This window comes from Streptomyces krungchingensis (assembly GCF_054729265.1).
The window spans coordinates 7,539,767-7,554,131 of the sequence record NZ_JBPUKY010000001.1; the positions used below are offsets into that span (position 1 = coordinate 7,539,767).

The following is a 14,365-nucleotide window of genomic DNA, read 5'->3' on the forward strand; positions in this document are numbered from 1 at the left end:
CGGCGGTCGACGCGAGTCAACGGCACATGAACCCCATGTGGCCTGCGGAAATAACGAGTTGGCGCGGATTTTTCGCTCATTGGTTCAGACCGGTGAAGCCGCCCAGGTGACGGCCTGACGGCTCAAGACGTCCCTGGACACACGAAGGGCCCGCACCGTCCGTGGACGGTGCGGGCCCGAGCGTGAATCGGTCCCCCGGAAGGGGCCGATCGGGTTACTGCTGAGGCGGCGGGGGCGGCGTCCGGCCCTGGTTCTGCTGGTACGGCTGCCCCGGTGCCGGCTGCGCGGGCTGGTACGGCTGCCCGGGCTGCGCGTAGGGCTGTCCCGGCTGCGGCTGCGGAGCCTGGCCCTGGGGGGCCTGCGGGTACGCCTGACCGGGCTGCGGCGGGTACGGCTGTCCCGGCTGCGGGTAGGGCTGCCCGGGCTGCGGCCCGCCCGGCTGCGGAACCTGTCCGGGGTTGTGCTGCCCTGGAGCCTGCCGGCCCGGTACGGGCTGTCCGGGAACCGGCTGCCCGGGCACGTACTGGCCCGGCATCGGCGGGGCGGCCACCGGCGGCGGGTTGCCGTCGTTCGTCCACAGCCCGTGCGACTGCTGATGCCGCGCGAAGTCCTCGGCCACCATCGCCGAGAGGTTGAAGTAGGCCTCCCGCACCTTGGGCCGCATCATGTCGAGGTCGACCTCGGCACCCGCCGACAGGTGCTCGTCGAACGGCACGACCACGACGCCGCGGCAGCGCGTCTCGAAGTGGCTGACGATGTCGTCGACCTTGATCATCTTGCCGGTCTCGCGCACTCCGGAGATCACCGTGATGGACCGGGACACGAGGTCCGCGTACCCGTGCGCGGACAGCCAGTCCAGCGTCGTACTGGCGCTGCTCGCACCGTCGACGGACGGCGTCGAGATGATGATGAGCTGGTCGGCGAGGTCGAGCACGCCGCGCATGGCGCTGTACAGCAGACCGGTACCAGAGTCGGTCAGGATGATCGGGTACTGCTTGCCCAGTACGTCGATCGCGCGCCGGTAGTCCTCGTCGTTGAAGGTCGTGGACACGGCCGGGTCGACGTCATTGGCGATGATCTCCAGCCCGGAGGGGGCCTGGGAGGTGAACCGCCGGATGTCCATGTACGAGTTGATGTACGGGATCGCCTGGACGAGGTCACGGATCGTGGCGCCGGTCTCGCGGCGCACGCGGCGGCCGAGCGTACCGGCGTCCGGGTTGGCGTCGATCGCGAGGATCTTGTCCTGACGCTCGCTGGCGAGCGTCGCACCGAGCGCGGTGGTCGTGGTGGTCTTGCCGACACCGCCCTTGAGGCTGATCACGGCGATGCGGTAGCACGACAGCACCGGCGTACGGATCAGCTCCAGCTTCCGCTGTCGCTCGGCCTCCTCCTTCTTGCCGCCCAGCTTGAACCGCGACGACGCGGCCGCGGGACGACCGCTCTTGGGCTTCTGCTTCTTGTTGTTGAGCAGTCGGTCCGAGGAGAGCTCCACCGCGGCGGTGTAGCCGAGCGGGGCCGCGCCCGGGTTGGTGGGCTGGCGCTGGTCGTGCTGCACGGGCTGCGGCCAGGCCGTCCCCGTACGGGGATCGACGGGAGCGGCGCCCGTGGGCTGCTGCGGCACGTGCGGGGCGGCGGGCTGCGGCTGCTGCTGCGCCGGGTAGGGAGGAGCCGCCTGGGCCGACGGGAGCGGCGGCTGCGCCACGCCGGGCGCCTCCGGCTGCGCGGGCTCCGCGGCCGGTCGGGGGAGGTCGTAGCCGGGCTGCGGGACGGGGGCGGCGGCGGCCTGCGGGAATCCGTAGCCCTGCCGCGGACCCTGAGCCTGCGGTGCCGCCGGGGGCGTGGTCGGCTGCGGGAAACCGTAACCGGGCGCCGGGGCGGGCGGGTTGGGCGCCGGCACGTCCTGGGCCGGGGCGCTCTGCTGCGGGAAGCCGTAACCGGAGCCCGGAGCGGGCGGGTTGGCGGCAGCGGGGGCCGGCGGTTCAGGGGTGGCGGCCGGCGTCGGCGCGGGGGCCGGAGCGCCCGGCTGCGGGAAGCCGTAGCTGCCCTGCGGAGTGGGGCTCGGGGCCGGAGTGCTCGGCTGCGGGAAGCCGTAGCTGCCCTGCGGCGGTACCGGAGCGGAGGCCGCCGCGGGTGCTTCGGGGGCGGGGGCGGGGGCGCCCGGCGCCGGTGCGTGACTCTGCGGCGGAACCGGCACGGGGTTGTCGTGGGCGGGCGGCGTCACCGACACGGGTCCCTGCGCCGGCGGCGTCGGCGCGGGCCCACCGGCGGAGGGCCACGCGGGAGGCGCGGGCTGCGGGGCCGGCGGCTGGAACGGCTGGCCGGGAGCCGGAGTCGGAGCCGGAGGCTGGAAGGCCTGACCGGGAGCAGGAGCAGGAGCGGGCGGCTGGAAAGCCTGACCGGGAGCCGGGGCGGGCGCAGGAGGCTGGAAGGGCTGCCCGGGCGCCGGCGGCTGGAACGGCCGGCCCGGGGCGGGCGCCGACGGCTGGATCTGCGGCGGCGTCTGTGCCTGCGCGGGCTCGGCCGCCGAGGGCTCGGGCTTCGCGGGCTCGTCGGACGCCGGCCACTGGGCCGCCGGAGCGGGAGCGGCGGGCTGGTACGCGGGCGGCAGGGGCGGCAGCCCGCCCTGCGGCAGCGGCGGGGGAGCCCAGGCGGGAGGCGCGTCCTGCACGCCCTCGGGCGCGCCGGGCCGGTCGACGGGCACGGCGTCCTGCGGCTCGTCCAGCGGCCGGGCGTCCTCGGGCTCCGCGTCGGTTGCGTCGTCCGCGTCGGCATCCTGCGGCACCGCGTCGCTCACGTCGTCACGGGCCTCGTCGCCCGCCTCGTCGCGTACGTCGTCATGGACGGCGTCGCTCACGGTGCCGTCGGCCGCGTCAGCGGGGACCGCGTCGTGCGGTACGGCGTCGGCGACCTCGTCGGTCCCGTCGCCGGCGTCGGCGGACACCGGCGCGACGTCCGCGACGACATCCGGCTCCGCGGAAGCGTCGGAACCGTCCGAAGCGTCGGCGGTGTCGGAGGCATCGGCGACACCGGGCCCGTCCGCGCCGTCGGAGACGTCGACGGAGTCGGCCGTGCCGGCCGCGTCGTCCACGGCCCCGGCAGCAGCCGCCGGCTCGTCCGCCGCGGCCTCCTCGGCACCCACGTCGGAACCGCCGCCCACGACGTCCTCGGTGTCGGCAGCGGCATCCGCCTCACTCACCGTCTCCGGTGCGTCCTCCCGCGCGCCGGCCACGTGCCGCGCGTCGTCACCGACGTGGGCCTCCGCTGCTGCTTCGGAATCCTCGGAAGCGTCCACGACGGAGTCGGCGTCCGACGCGGCGGAGCCGGGCGCGGACGTGACGTCGGCCGCGGCCGGAGCGTCCGGGTCCGGCTCGGACCCGGCCCCGGACTCGCCCGCGTCCTCGGTCTCGGGCTGCTCCTGGCCCGCGGCGGCGGCACGCTCCGCGAACTCCCGCTTCAGCGCGACAGGGGAGATCCGCATGGTGGCGCCGCTCTCCAAGTCCCCGTTGCCGGGCTCGACCTCGTCGGAGGCGCCCATGGGAGCGACGGGTGCCACCGGTGGAACCGGAGCCACCGGTGGAACCGGAGCCACCGGTGGAGCCGGGGCCACCGGAGCGGCCGGAGGCGGCGCCCACTGGCTCTGGTATCCGCCCACGGGAATGTTCGGCAGCGCCGTCGGACTGCCGGCGTCCGCGACGGGCGCCGCACCGGGAGCCTGCGAGGCGGGTGCCTCCGCCGTCTCCGGCACCGCTGAAAGCGCCTCAGGGGCCGCTGAAAGGGCCTCAGGAGCCGCGGGGACCGAAGGAGCCCCAGGCACCGGGGAAGTTGACGGAGCCGAGGGGGCCGCAGCGGTCGAGGGAGCCGGGGCCGACTCCTCTTCCTCCGCCGTACCACCGGAGTTGGCCGGAGTCCCCGACGCGTTCTGCGTGTACCAGGCGGGCGGCGCGTAGTCGATGGTGAACTCGCCCGTCGTCTCGACGGCGGACTCCGCGTCGGACTGGTCATCGCCGGGTGTGGCCCAGCCCCCGCGGATCCCGTCCCGATCGCTGTTCACAATTCCTCCTGGTGTGGTCGAGCACCCTCAAGCCGTGCCGGGGCGACCGATTTCTTGTCGTCCGCCGGCGTCCGTTGACGCTTTTGGTCGTCCGAAGTCGTACGAGGTCGTCCGAATTGACCCGGCTCCCCCTGAGACGCGCGCGGCCCCTCCACGGGTTCTGGCGTCGCGCCCTGTCCCAGCCTAATCACCATGACTGTCACAAGGGCAGGCCCGTCCACCCCACCGCGGCCGCCCGCTACGTCACACCCTGCCCAGAAGTGGCTTGCGCACGCTCACTATTGACCTTCAATGCGGACAAACGAAGCCATCGCGACAGACCCGCTGCCCGCTGTATGTACACGATCAAGCGGCATGCATAGTAGGGGCTTCCCCCGCCACCCGACGGTTCCCTCCGAAAGGACTTCTCCGCGTGAGCTTCGGCCCGCCTCCCTCCCCGTACACCCAGTCCGCGCTGACGGCGGACAACGAGCGAAGACGGCGCCGCACAAGGCTGTTCGGCATCGTGGCCGCCGTACTCGTCGTGGCGCTGTGCGCGGGCGGCTGGCTCCTCATGCACGCGAACGGTGACGACGGCCCGGCGAAGAAGGCGGTGGCCGCCCCGCAGGCTCCCGACGAGATCAGGGAGACGGTCGAGCGGGTCCCGCGCACGCCGGAGGGCGAACTCGTCGTCGAGTACGGCGAGGAGAAGTTCAAGGACGACGAGACGCGGTACGCCCCCGGCACCTGGGCGACCGACAAGATCTTCGCCAAGGGCATCAAGAACCAGCTCATGGGCTTCAAGTTCGGCGAGTGGGACAAGAAGGCCTGGACCATCGAGCTGGACGGGCACATCTGCGCGACGACGAAGCACGTCACCGCGGACGGGCGTACCGCCGTCGTCGTCCAGCCGGCCAAGCGCAAGGGCACCAAGGACGCGAGTGTCTGCGACGAGGTCGTCTTCGTCGACCTCGACACCGGCAAGAAGCTGTGGACGGCGACGATGCCCGACGCGAAGAGCGCGTACGTCACCAACACGAACCTCACCATGGCGCGCGGCACGGTCGCGGTGGCGTGGGGCAACGGCTCCGTCGCCTACGGCATGGCCGACGGCAAGCAGCTGTGGAGGAGCACCGGCGTCACCACGTGCGAGGACAAGGGGTTCGCGGGCGGCCGCAGCCTGCTGGTCCTGCTGCGCTGCGGAGACGAGTCCGAGCACGCGTACCGGGTGCAGAAGATCGACCCGCGCACCGGGAAGCCGCAGTGGACCTACAAGATGACGAAGAACATCTCGGAGGTCTACCTCCCGTCCTCCGATCCACCGGTCATCGCGATCGGCGCGGGGGACTACACGGTGACCGACCTGATCACCCTGGACGACCAGGGCCGCCACAGCGCCACCATCTCCATGAAGGGCGGCCGTTTCGACCCGATGTGCGGCAGCTCCTTCGACGGGACGCAGTACTTCGGAGCCATGGAGAACTGCTACGCGCTGGTCGTGGGCAAGGACGCGCTCTTCGTCGCGAGCAAGGACGACGGCGAGATCGACCAGCCGGCGAACTGGATCGTGGCCTACGACGTGCACACGGGCAAGAGCCTGCGGAAGTTCGACGGACGGCCGCTCCAGCCGCTGTGGCCCGTGAAGATGAACGGGGACCAGCTCCTGGCCTACCGGCCGAGTGCCGACACCGTCGGACCCGCCGCCGTCGTGAGCATCGACCCCGCCACCGGGAAGCAGACGCCGTTCCTCTTCTTCAATCTGCCGGACGGCACCACGCGCATGGAGACCCCCGAGTGGTCCGACATCCTCTTCGACCACGGCAGGGCGTTCTTCTCGCCCCGCCAGCTCTCCGCGTCCGCCGCGCACCCCGACGACCCGGTGCCGGCCGCGATCGGCATCGGGAACGTGCGCTGACCCGTCACGCCGAAGGCCGACCCGTCACGACGTAGGAGGCCGGCCCGTCACAGCGACGAGGGCCGGCGCGGAGACTCCGTCCCGTACCGGCCCTCGCTCGTTTCCGGCGGCCCCTCGGGCCGCGGTGTCTGCGGACCGCTAGAGCGTCGCCGGACCGCCGTTGTGCGGGGCAGGTTCCAGGTCGAACTCCCCGTCCCGGGCGCCGAGCACGAAGGCCCGCCACTCCGCCTCCGTGTACCGAAGGACCGCGTCCGGGTCGAGGGAGGAGCGCATGGCCACCGCGCCCTCGGGCAGATACGCGATCTCGACCCGCTCCTCGTGCTCCTCCGTACCCGGCGCGCTGTGCCATTCGACGCCCGAGATGTCGAGGGCGTAGAGCTCGTTCTTCTCCCGCTCCTTGCGCGCCTTCACGTCCTTGTCCGCTTCCTCGGCCATGTTCCGGCGGCCCCTTCCCCACGTGCGAATGCCCTGTGCCGTCACAGTAGTGGCCAGGTCCGCGCGGTCGGCCGGGTTCCGGGAGGCGGACGGACTGGTCCTGCCGGGCTGGTACCCTGTGTGACGGCCGTTTGTGTACGCACCCCCGGAGCCTCGCGCTCTGGAGGCCGCGCCCAGCGGATCCCCGCCTCCCGAGTAACGGAAGCTCCCCTGAGAAGTGGACCAGGGGCACTCGGTGGCCACTCAGAGACTACGAGGAGTACGCGTGTCGCTCGACGCCGCTACGAAGAAGCAGATCATCAGCGAGTTCGGTCAGAAGGAGGGCGACACCGGCTCCCCCGAGGTCCAGGTCGCCATGCTCTCGCGCCGCATCTCGGACCTGACCGAGCACCTCAAGACCCACAAGCACGACCACCACTCCCGCCGTGGTCTGCTGATCCTGGTCGGTCAGCGTCGCCGCCTGCTGCAGTACCTGGCCAAGAAGGACATCCAGCGCTTCCGTGCGCTGGTCGACCGCCTGGGCATCCGCCGCGGTGCGGCGGGCGCCAAGTAAGACGCCGTGAAGGGAGCGGTTCCCACATCTTTTGGGGACCGCTCCTTTTGCTGTACGTGCTGCTGTACGTCTCTGTACGTGCGGAGTGTCACTGACGCTTTGTAGTGTGGTAGCACAACGCAATACGCAGGACACAGCACGTACGACACAGCGTGATGGGGCCGTGCCCGCCGGGTAGGGCCCGTCACGACACGAACGAGGAGAAGCGCACCTCGCCGCCGCCGGTCCTCGGTAGTGGCCCCCGGGGGGAAGCGAGCCCCGGGTGCTTCGATCGAAGACCGGCCCGCACCAGAAGGCGCGTCTCTCCGCCACCGTCCCCCTGCCACACGGGCAGGACAGGACGAAGACGAGGAGAAAACGCTAGTGGAGAACGAGACCCACTACGCCGAGGCCGTCATCGACAACGGCTCCTTCGGCACCCGCACCATCCGCTTCGAGACGGGCCGCCTGGCCAAGCAGGCCGCCGGCTCCGCCGTCGCGTACCTGGACGACGACACCATGGTGCTGTCGGCCACCAGCGCTTCCAAGAAGCCCAAGGACCAGCTCGACTTCTTCCCCCTCACGGTGGACGTCGAGGAGCGGATGTACGCCGCCGGCAAGATCCCCGGCAGCTTCTTCCGCCGTGAGGGCCGTCCCTCCGAGGACGCGGTCCTCACCTGCCGTCTCATCGACCGTCCGCTGCGTCCGTCCTTCAAGAAGGGCCTTCGCAACGAGATCCAGGTCGTCGCCACGATCATGGCGCTCAACCCCGACCACCTGTACGACGTCGTGGCGATCAACGCCGCCTCCGCGTCCACCCAGCTGGCCGGTCTGCCCTTCTCCGGCCCGGTCGGCGGCGTCCGCGTCGCGCTGATCAACGGCCAGTGGGTCGCGTTCCCGACGCACACCGAGCTCGAGGACGCCGTCTTCGACATGGTCGTCGCCGGTCGCGTCCTGGAGGACGGCGACGTCGCGATCATGATGGTCGAGGCCGAGGCCACCGACAAGACGATCCAGCTGGTCAAGGGTGGCGCCGAGGCGCCGACCGAGGAGGTCGTGGCCGCCGGTCTCGACGCCGCGAAGCCCTTCATCAAGGTCCTGTGCAAGGCGCAGTCGGACCTCGCCGCGAAGGCCGCCAAGCCGACCGCCGAGTTCCCGATCTTCCTCGACTACCAGGACGACGTCCTGGAGGCCCTGACCGCCGCGGTCAAGAGCGAGCTCGCCCAGGCGCTCACCATCGCCGGCAAGCAGGACCGCGAGGCCGAGCTGGACCGCGTCAAGGAGATCGCCGCCGAGAAGCTGCTCCCGCAGTTCGAGGGCCGCGAGAAGGAGATCTCCGCCGCCTACCGCGCGCTGACCAAGAAGCTGGTCCGCGAGCGCGTCATCAAGGACAAGGTCCGCATCGACGGCCGCGGCGTCACGGACATCCGTACGCTCGCCGCCGAGGTCGAGGCCATCCCGCGGGTGCACGGTTCGGCGCTGTTCGAGCGTGGCGAGACCCAGATCCTGGGCGTCACCACCCTCAACATGCTCCGCATGGAGCAGCAGCTGGACACCCTCTCCCCGGTGACCCGCAAGCGCTACATGCACAACTACAACTTCCCGCCCTACTCCGTCGGTGAGACGGGCCGCGTCGGCTCCCCGAAGCGTCGCGAGATCGGCCACGGCGCGCTCGCCGAGCGTGCGCTCGTGCCGGTCCTGCCGACCCGCGAGGAGTTCCCCTACGCGATCCGCCAGGTGTCCGAGGCCCTCGGCTCCAACGGCTCGACGTCCATGGGCTCGGTCTGCGCCTCCACCATGTCGCTGCTGAACGCCGGTGTGCCCCTCAAGGCCCCCGTCGCCGGTATCGCCATGGGTCTGATCTCCCAGGAGATCGACGGCCAGACGCACTACGTCGCCCTGACCGACATCCTCGGTGCCGAGGACGCGTTCGGTGACATGGACTTCAAGGTCGCCGGCACGAAGGACTTCGTCACGGCCCTCCAGCTGGACACGAAGCTCGACGGCATCCCGGCGTCGGTCCTGGCCGCCGCGCTCAAGCAGGCCCGCGACGCCCGCCTCCACATCCTCGACGTGATGATGGAAGCGATCGACACGCCGGACGAGATGTCCCCGAACGCCCCGCGGATCATCACGGTCAAGATCCCCGTGGACAAGATCGGTGAGGTCATCGGCCCCAAGGGCAAGATGATCAACCAGATCCAGGAGGACACCGGCGCCGAGATCACGATCGAGGACGACGGCACCATCTACATCGGTGCCGCCGACGGCCCGGCCGCCGAGGCCGCCCGCGCCACGATCAACGGCATCGCCAACCCGACCATGCCGGAGGTCGGCGAGCGCTACCTGGGCACCGTCGTGAAGACGACGACCTTCGGTGCGTTCGTGTCGCTGCTCCCGGGCAAGGACGGTCTGCTGCACATCTCGCAGATCCGCAAGCTCGCCGGCGGCAAGCGCGTGGAGAACGTCGAGGACGTCCTCGGTGTGGGCCAGAAGGTCCAGGTCGAGATCGCCGAGATCGACTCCCGCGGCAAGCTCTCCCTGATCCCCGTGATCGAGGGCGAAGGCGACGATGAGAAGAAGGACGACACCGACAAGTGACGTCGAGTAGCTCCACGACGACGGCCCGCACCTCCTCGGAGGCGCGGGCCGTCGCCCGTACCCAAACCCTCATCAAGGGCGAGAACGGCATCGGCACGGTCCGCAAGACCACCCTCCCCGGTGGCCTGCGCATCGTCACCGAGACCCTGCCCTCGGTCCGCTCCGCCACCTTCGGCATCTGGGCGCACGTGGGCTCGCGCGACGAGACGCCGTCGCTGAACGGCGCCACGCACTACCTGGAGCACCTGCTCTTCAAGGGAACCGCCCGCCGGTCCGCCCTGGACATCTCCGCCGCCATCGACGCGGTCGGCGGCGAGATGAACGCGTTCACGGCGAAGGAGTACACGTGCTACTACGCGCGCGTGCTCGACACCGACCTCCCGCTCGCCATCGACGTGGTCTGCGACATGCTCACCGGCTCCCTCATCCTCGAGGACGACGTGAACGTGGAGCGCGGCGCCATCCTCGAAGAGATCGCGATGACCGAGGACGACCCGGGCGACTGCGTGCACGACCTGTTCGCGCACACGATGTTCGGCGACAACCCTCTCGGCCGCCCGGTCCTCGGCACGGTCGACACCGTCAACGCCCTCACCGCGGACCGCATCCGCCGCTTCTACAAGAAGCACTACGACCCGACGCACCTGGTCGTGGCCTGCGCGGGCAACGTCGACCACAACAAGGTCGTCCGCCAGGTCCGTGCCGCCTTCGAGAAGGCCGGCGCGTTCCGCAGCCCCGCGGCGGCCCCCATCGCCCCGCGGGACGGCCGCCGGTCCATCCGCACCACGGGCCGCGTCGAACTCCTCGGCCGCAAGACCGAGCAGGCCCACGTCGTCCTCGGCATGCCCGGCCTGGCCCGCACGGACGACCGCCGCTGGGCGCTCGGCGTGCTGAACACCGCCCTCGGCGGCGGCATGTCCTCGCGCCTCTTCCAGGAGGTCCGCGAGAAGCGCGGCCTGGCCTACAGCGTGTACTCGTACACCTCGGGCTTCGCCGACTGCGGCCTCTTCGGCGTGTACGCGGGCTGCCGCCCGAGCCAGGTCCACGACGTGCTCAAGCTCTGCCGCGACGAGCTCGACCAGGTCGCCGAGCACGGCCTCTCGGACGACGAGATCGGCCGCGCCATCGGCCAGCTCCAGGGCTCCACCGTCCTCGGTCTGGAGGACACCGGTGCGCTGATGAACCGTATCGGCAAGAGTGAGCTCTGCTGGGGCGAGCAGATGTCCGTCGACGACATGCTGGCCCGGATAGCGGCGGTCACCCCGGACGAGGTCCGGTCGGTCGCCCGCGACATCCTGGGACAGCGTCCCTCGCTGTCGGTCATCGGCCCGCTCAAGGACAAGCAGGCGTCCCGTCTGCACGAAGCGGTCGCGTAAATCCCGTCTCTGTAAGGAACGAAGCAATGAGCAAGCTGCGCGTGGCGGTCCTCGGTGCCAAGGGCCGGATCGGATCCGAGGCGGTACGAGCCGTCGAGGCCGCCGAGGACATGGAGCTGGTGGGTGCGCTGGGCCGCGGCGACAAGCTGGAGTCGCTGGTCGAGGCCGGCGCGGAGGTCGTGGTCGAGCTGACCACGCCGGGCTCGGTGATGGGCAACCTCGACTTCTGCGTCCGGCACGGCATCCACGCCGTGGTCGGCACGACCGGCTGGACCGACGAACGCCTCGCGCAGCTCAACACCTCGCTGGCCGCGTCCCCGGAGACGGGCGTGCTCATCGCGCCCAACTTCTCCATCGGCGCCGTCCTGACCATGAAGTTCGCCGAGGTCGCCGCGCCGTACTTCGAGTCCGTCGAGGTCGTCGAGCTGCACCACCCGAACAAGGTGGACGCTCCCAGCGGCACCGCCACGCGCACCGCTCAGCTCATCGCCGCCGCCCGCGAGCGCGCGGGCAGCGCCCCGCAGCCCGACGCCACGGTCACCGCCCTGGACGGCGCCCGCGGCGCGGACGTCGACGGCGTCCCGGTGCACGCGGTCCGCCTGCGCGGCCTGCTGGCCCACCAGGAGGTCCTGCTCGGCGGGGAGGGCGAGACGCTCACCATCCGCCACGACTCGCTGCACCACAGCAGCTTCATGCCGGGCATCCTGCTCGGTGTCCGCCGCGTGGTGACCACGCCCGGCCTCACCTTCGGCCTGGAAAACTTCCTGGACCTCGGCTGAGCCGGGGGACGGACAACAGATAGCCGGCAGACATGCGCGCGAAGATCACCTATGCCGTCACGGCAGCCGCCCTGGTCGTCTACTTCGTCCTGGTCGGCAGCCGAGGCGTGCTGCTCATCCAGAACGGCACCCTGATCACCGTCACCTTCGGTGTCGCGGTGCTCATCCTGCCGGTCATCGGGCTCTGGTTCCTGTGGAAGAACACCCAGTTCGTCCGCAAGGCCAACCGGCTGGCCGCCGAGCTCGACGCCGAGGGCGGACTGCCCGTCGACGAGCTGAAGCGCACCGCGGGCGGCCGCATCGACCGCGACTCGGCCGACGAGGTGTTCGCCAAGCGCAAGGCCGAGACCGAGGACGCCCCGGACGACTGGCGCAGCTGGTTCCGTCTGGCGGTCGCCTACCACGACGCCCGCGACACCCCGCGCGCCCGCAAGGCGATGCAACGTGCCATCGCGCTGCGCGAGGGCAGAACCCTGGAGGCGTAGCCCCCGGGCCCGACCGCCGTCGCGCGGGAGGAGCGGGCGCTCCGGGACCCGCGCGTCCCGGGAACGAGCGACGCGAAAGGGCCGGTCCGCCACCGCGGACCGGCCCTTTCGTCATGTCGTGAGGCGCGTGCGGCGTAGCCGTCGCCGTGCCGCGCCGGCGTGCGTGTCAGCCGTGCCGGTACTCGTCCGCCCACACCTCGATGGTGTCCGCGGCCCGGTCGAAGGCCTCCGAGCGCGCCAGGAAGTCGGCGTTGTGCGTGGTCAGCAGCGGCGGCAGGTCCTCGGGGGAGCGATCCCGGCGTACGAGGACCAGCGCCTGGCCCTGGACGGTGCGCGGCAGACCGAGCCAGCGCACCGGCTGCTGCACGGTCCGCACGGCGACGACCTGCTGCCACCGCGCCGTGTTCGTGACGAAGAAGCCCACTCGGCGCAGCCCCCGCGCACTGACCCAGACGCCCATGCGCAGCAGCCGGAGCGCGGCCAGTATCGCGACCAGGGCACCGGCCAGACAGGCCGCCGCCGCGGCGAGGGTCCCGGCCACGGCGATGATCACCGCGGCGACGAGCACGTACGACGCGAGCAGCAGGACGAGCGCGGCCGCGCCCACCCGCCATGGTCCGGGCCGGTAGGGGCGCCGCCAGCGGTCGAGGTCGTCGAAGGGCAGCGCGAGGTCGTCCGCCGCCTCGTCAAAGGCACGGTCCGCCGTCAGGAAGGGCAGGGGCACGACTGATCCTCACTCGATCCACGCATGGGCTGTGCCCGGTGAGGCTATCGAGCCCCATGGCCGCTCACCACCCTTGGGGGTCCGGAAGAGTCAGCGGCCGTCCGACGCCTCGGAGTGCTGCGTCGTGGCAGGTGACTGGTCCTGCGAGAGAGCGGGCATCCCGAGGATCAGGGAACCGGCGAGTCCGGCGACCACGGTGAGCCCTATGAGCCACCGGCCGGCTATCTGTCCGGCGGACGCCCGCTCGCGGGGCGGGGGAGTGACGTTGCTGCGGAACGTGTCGGCTTCGGCGATGAAGGCGAACGGGACGGGCTCGCGCCGACGGAACATGGGGCGGCTTCCTCTGAGACTCGTGGGTGTTCGGGCGGCGGTGACTCGAACGCAGTCACCGTCACCCATACAGACGAGCGATTGTCTCAAGAGGTGCCCAGAATCACCGAATTCGCAGAAGTTCGCTGCCGAATGTCGCGGCACGGTACCGAACGCCCCGTTGTCAGTGGCGGCCCGTAGAGTGGGCGCCGCCCGAGCCTGTGATGGGAAGGACCCTCCGCACCGTGACCGACACCCCCGCCGACGACCTCAAGCCCAGCTTCCGCAGCGATGTCACCGTCGAGCTGATCAAGCACACCGCGTCCGACGCCGACGTGCTGTTCGCCGCCCGTGTCTCCACCGCGGGGGAGCAGTCCCTGGACGAGCTGCAGAAGGACCCGGAGCGCTCCAAGGGCCTGATCAACTACCTGATGCGGGACCGTCACGGCAGCCCCTTCGAGCACAACTCGATGACCTTCTTCATCAGCGCCCCGATCTTCGTCTTCCGCGAGTTCATGCGGCACCGCGTGGGCTGGTCGTACAACGAGGAATCGGGCCGGTACCGGGAGCTCCAGCCGGTCTTCTACGTCCCGGACGAGTCCCGCAAGCTGGTCCAGGAGGGCCGCCCCGGCAAGTACGTCTTCGTCGAGGGCACGCAGGCGCAGCAGGAGCTCACGGGCCGTGTGATGGAGGACTCGTACCGCCAGGCGTACGAGGCCTACCAGGAGATGCTCGCCGCCGGTGTGGCCCGTGAGGTGGCCCGCGCGGTCCTCCCGGTCGGCCTCTTCTCCTCGATGTACGCCACGTGCAACGCGCGCTCGCTGATGCACTTCCTCGGCCTGCGCACCCAGCACGAGCTGGCGAAGGTGCCGTCCTTCCCGCAGCGGGAGATCGAGATGGTGGGCGAGCGGATGGAGGCGGAGTGGGCCCGGCTCATGCCGCTCACCTACGCGGCCTTCAATGCGAACGGTCGCGTGGCGCCGTAACGCGCGCCCCGCGCGCCGCGCGGTACAGATGTACGGATCAGCCGAGCGAAGTGTCCGTATTGCGGCATTTCGAGAAGTTCATCTAGCCTGATCAAACGGACCCGGCACTGCTTGAACCCCCGAGCAGGCAGTGCCGGGCTCCGCATTTGTCGGGCTTTGTCGTGTCCCCCGAGGGCAGACCACGCGTTGAGCA

General features: G+C 71.0%; 11 protein-coding genes and 1 pseudogene. 7 read left to right on the top strand and 5 right to left on the bottom strand.

Annotated elements, in window-relative coordinates:
• Positions 1 to 214 precede the first annotated feature (214 nt).
• Both ACSYGO_RS33095 and ACSYGO_RS33100 read right to left on the bottom strand, forming a co-directional pair.
• The gene (locus ACSYGO_RS33095) at positions 215 to 3,535 is read right to left on the bottom strand and encodes a MinD/ParA family ATP-binding protein (protein WP_460389791.1); all 3,321 of its coding nucleotides are present in this window, start codon (positions 3,533 to 3,535) and stop codon (positions 215 to 217) included.
• 435 nt (positions 3,536 to 3,970) lie between these two features.
• Positions 3,971 to 4,051: pseudogene (locus tag ACSYGO_RS33100) on the bottom strand (SCO5717 family growth-regulating ATPase); the annotation flags it as partial.
• 412 nt (positions 4,052 to 4,463) lie between these two features.
• Here ACSYGO_RS33100 and ACSYGO_RS33105 point away from each other — a divergent pair.
• On the top strand, positions 4,464 to 5,945 hold the full coding sequence (locus tag ACSYGO_RS33105) for an outer membrane protein assembly factor BamB family protein (protein WP_460388701.1): 1,482 nt from the start codon (positions 4,464 to 4,466) through the stop codon (positions 5,943 to 5,945).
• Positions 5,946 to 6,083: 138 nt separating this feature from the next.
• On the opposite strand, the gene ACSYGO_RS33110 is transcribed toward ACSYGO_RS33105, so the two are convergent.
• Complete coding sequence (locus tag ACSYGO_RS33110; protein WP_460388703.1) at positions 6,084 to 6,380, bottom strand: DUF397 domain-containing protein; 297 nt, start codon at positions 6,378 to 6,380, stop codon at positions 6,084 to 6,086.
• Positions 6,381 to 6,645: 265 nt separating this feature from the next.
• On the opposite strand from ACSYGO_RS33110, the gene rpsO reads away from it, so the two are divergent.
• The 5 genes from rpsO to ACSYGO_RS33135 all read left to right on the top strand — a co-directional run bounded on the left by rpsO (position 6,646) and on the right by ACSYGO_RS33135 (position 12,153).
• On the top strand, positions 6,646 to 6,933 hold the full coding sequence (gene rpsO, locus ACSYGO_RS33115) for a 30S ribosomal protein S15 (RefSeq protein ID WP_037741887.1): 288 nt from the start codon (positions 6,646 to 6,648) through the stop codon (positions 6,931 to 6,933).
• Positions 6,934 to 7,296: 363 nt separating this feature from the next.
• Positions 7,297 to 9,513 (top strand): polyribonucleotide nucleotidyltransferase, encoded by a 2,217-nt coding sequence (locus ACSYGO_RS33120; RefSeq protein WP_426682453.1) that lies wholly within the window; start codon positions 7,297 to 7,299, stop codon positions 9,511 to 9,513.
• On the top strand, positions 9,510 to 10,889 hold the full coding sequence (locus ACSYGO_RS33125; protein ID WP_426682452.1) for a M16 family metallopeptidase: 1,380 nt from the start codon (positions 9,510 to 9,512) through the stop codon (positions 10,887 to 10,889). Before ACSYGO_RS33120 ends, ACSYGO_RS33125 begins: the two co-directional genes overlap by 4 nt.
• 26 nt (positions 10,890 to 10,915) lie before the next feature.
• Positions 10,916 to 11,668 carry a 4-hydroxy-tetrahydrodipicolinate reductase gene (gene dapB / locus ACSYGO_RS33130; RefSeq protein ID WP_345658515.1) on the top strand — a complete coding sequence of 251 codons (753 nt, stop codon included), beginning with the start codon at positions 10,916 to 10,918 and terminating at the stop codon, positions 11,666 to 11,668.
• Positions 11,669 to 11,700: 32 nt separating this feature from the next.
• The gene (locus ACSYGO_RS33135; protein WP_426682451.1) at positions 11,701 to 12,153 is read left to right on the top strand and encodes a tetratricopeptide repeat protein; all 453 of its coding nucleotides are present in this window, start codon (positions 11,701 to 11,703) and stop codon (positions 12,151 to 12,153) included.
• Between the two features lie 166 nt (positions 12,154 to 12,319).
• Here ACSYGO_RS33135 and ACSYGO_RS33140 read toward each other — a convergent pair whose 3' ends face one another.
• The gene (locus tag ACSYGO_RS33140; RefSeq protein WP_426682450.1) at positions 12,320 to 12,877 is read right to left on the bottom strand and encodes a hypothetical protein; all 558 of its coding nucleotides are present in this window, start codon (positions 12,875 to 12,877) and stop codon (positions 12,320 to 12,322) included.
• Positions 12,878 to 12,967: 90 nt separating this feature from the next.
• On the bottom strand, positions 12,968 to 13,207 hold the full coding sequence (locus ACSYGO_RS33145) for a hypothetical protein (protein ID WP_426682449.1): 240 nt from the start codon (positions 13,205 to 13,207) through the stop codon (positions 12,968 to 12,970).
• 224 nt (positions 13,208 to 13,431) lie between these two features.
• Between ACSYGO_RS33145 and thyX the strand changes: the two genes are divergently transcribed.
• Positions 13,432 to 14,172: an FAD-dependent thymidylate synthase gene (thyX, locus tag ACSYGO_RS33150; RefSeq protein WP_426682448.1), complete on the top strand. Its 741-nt coding sequence runs from the start codon at positions 13,432 to 13,434 to the stop codon at positions 14,170 to 14,172.
• Positions 14,173 to 14,365 lie beyond the last annotated feature (193 nt).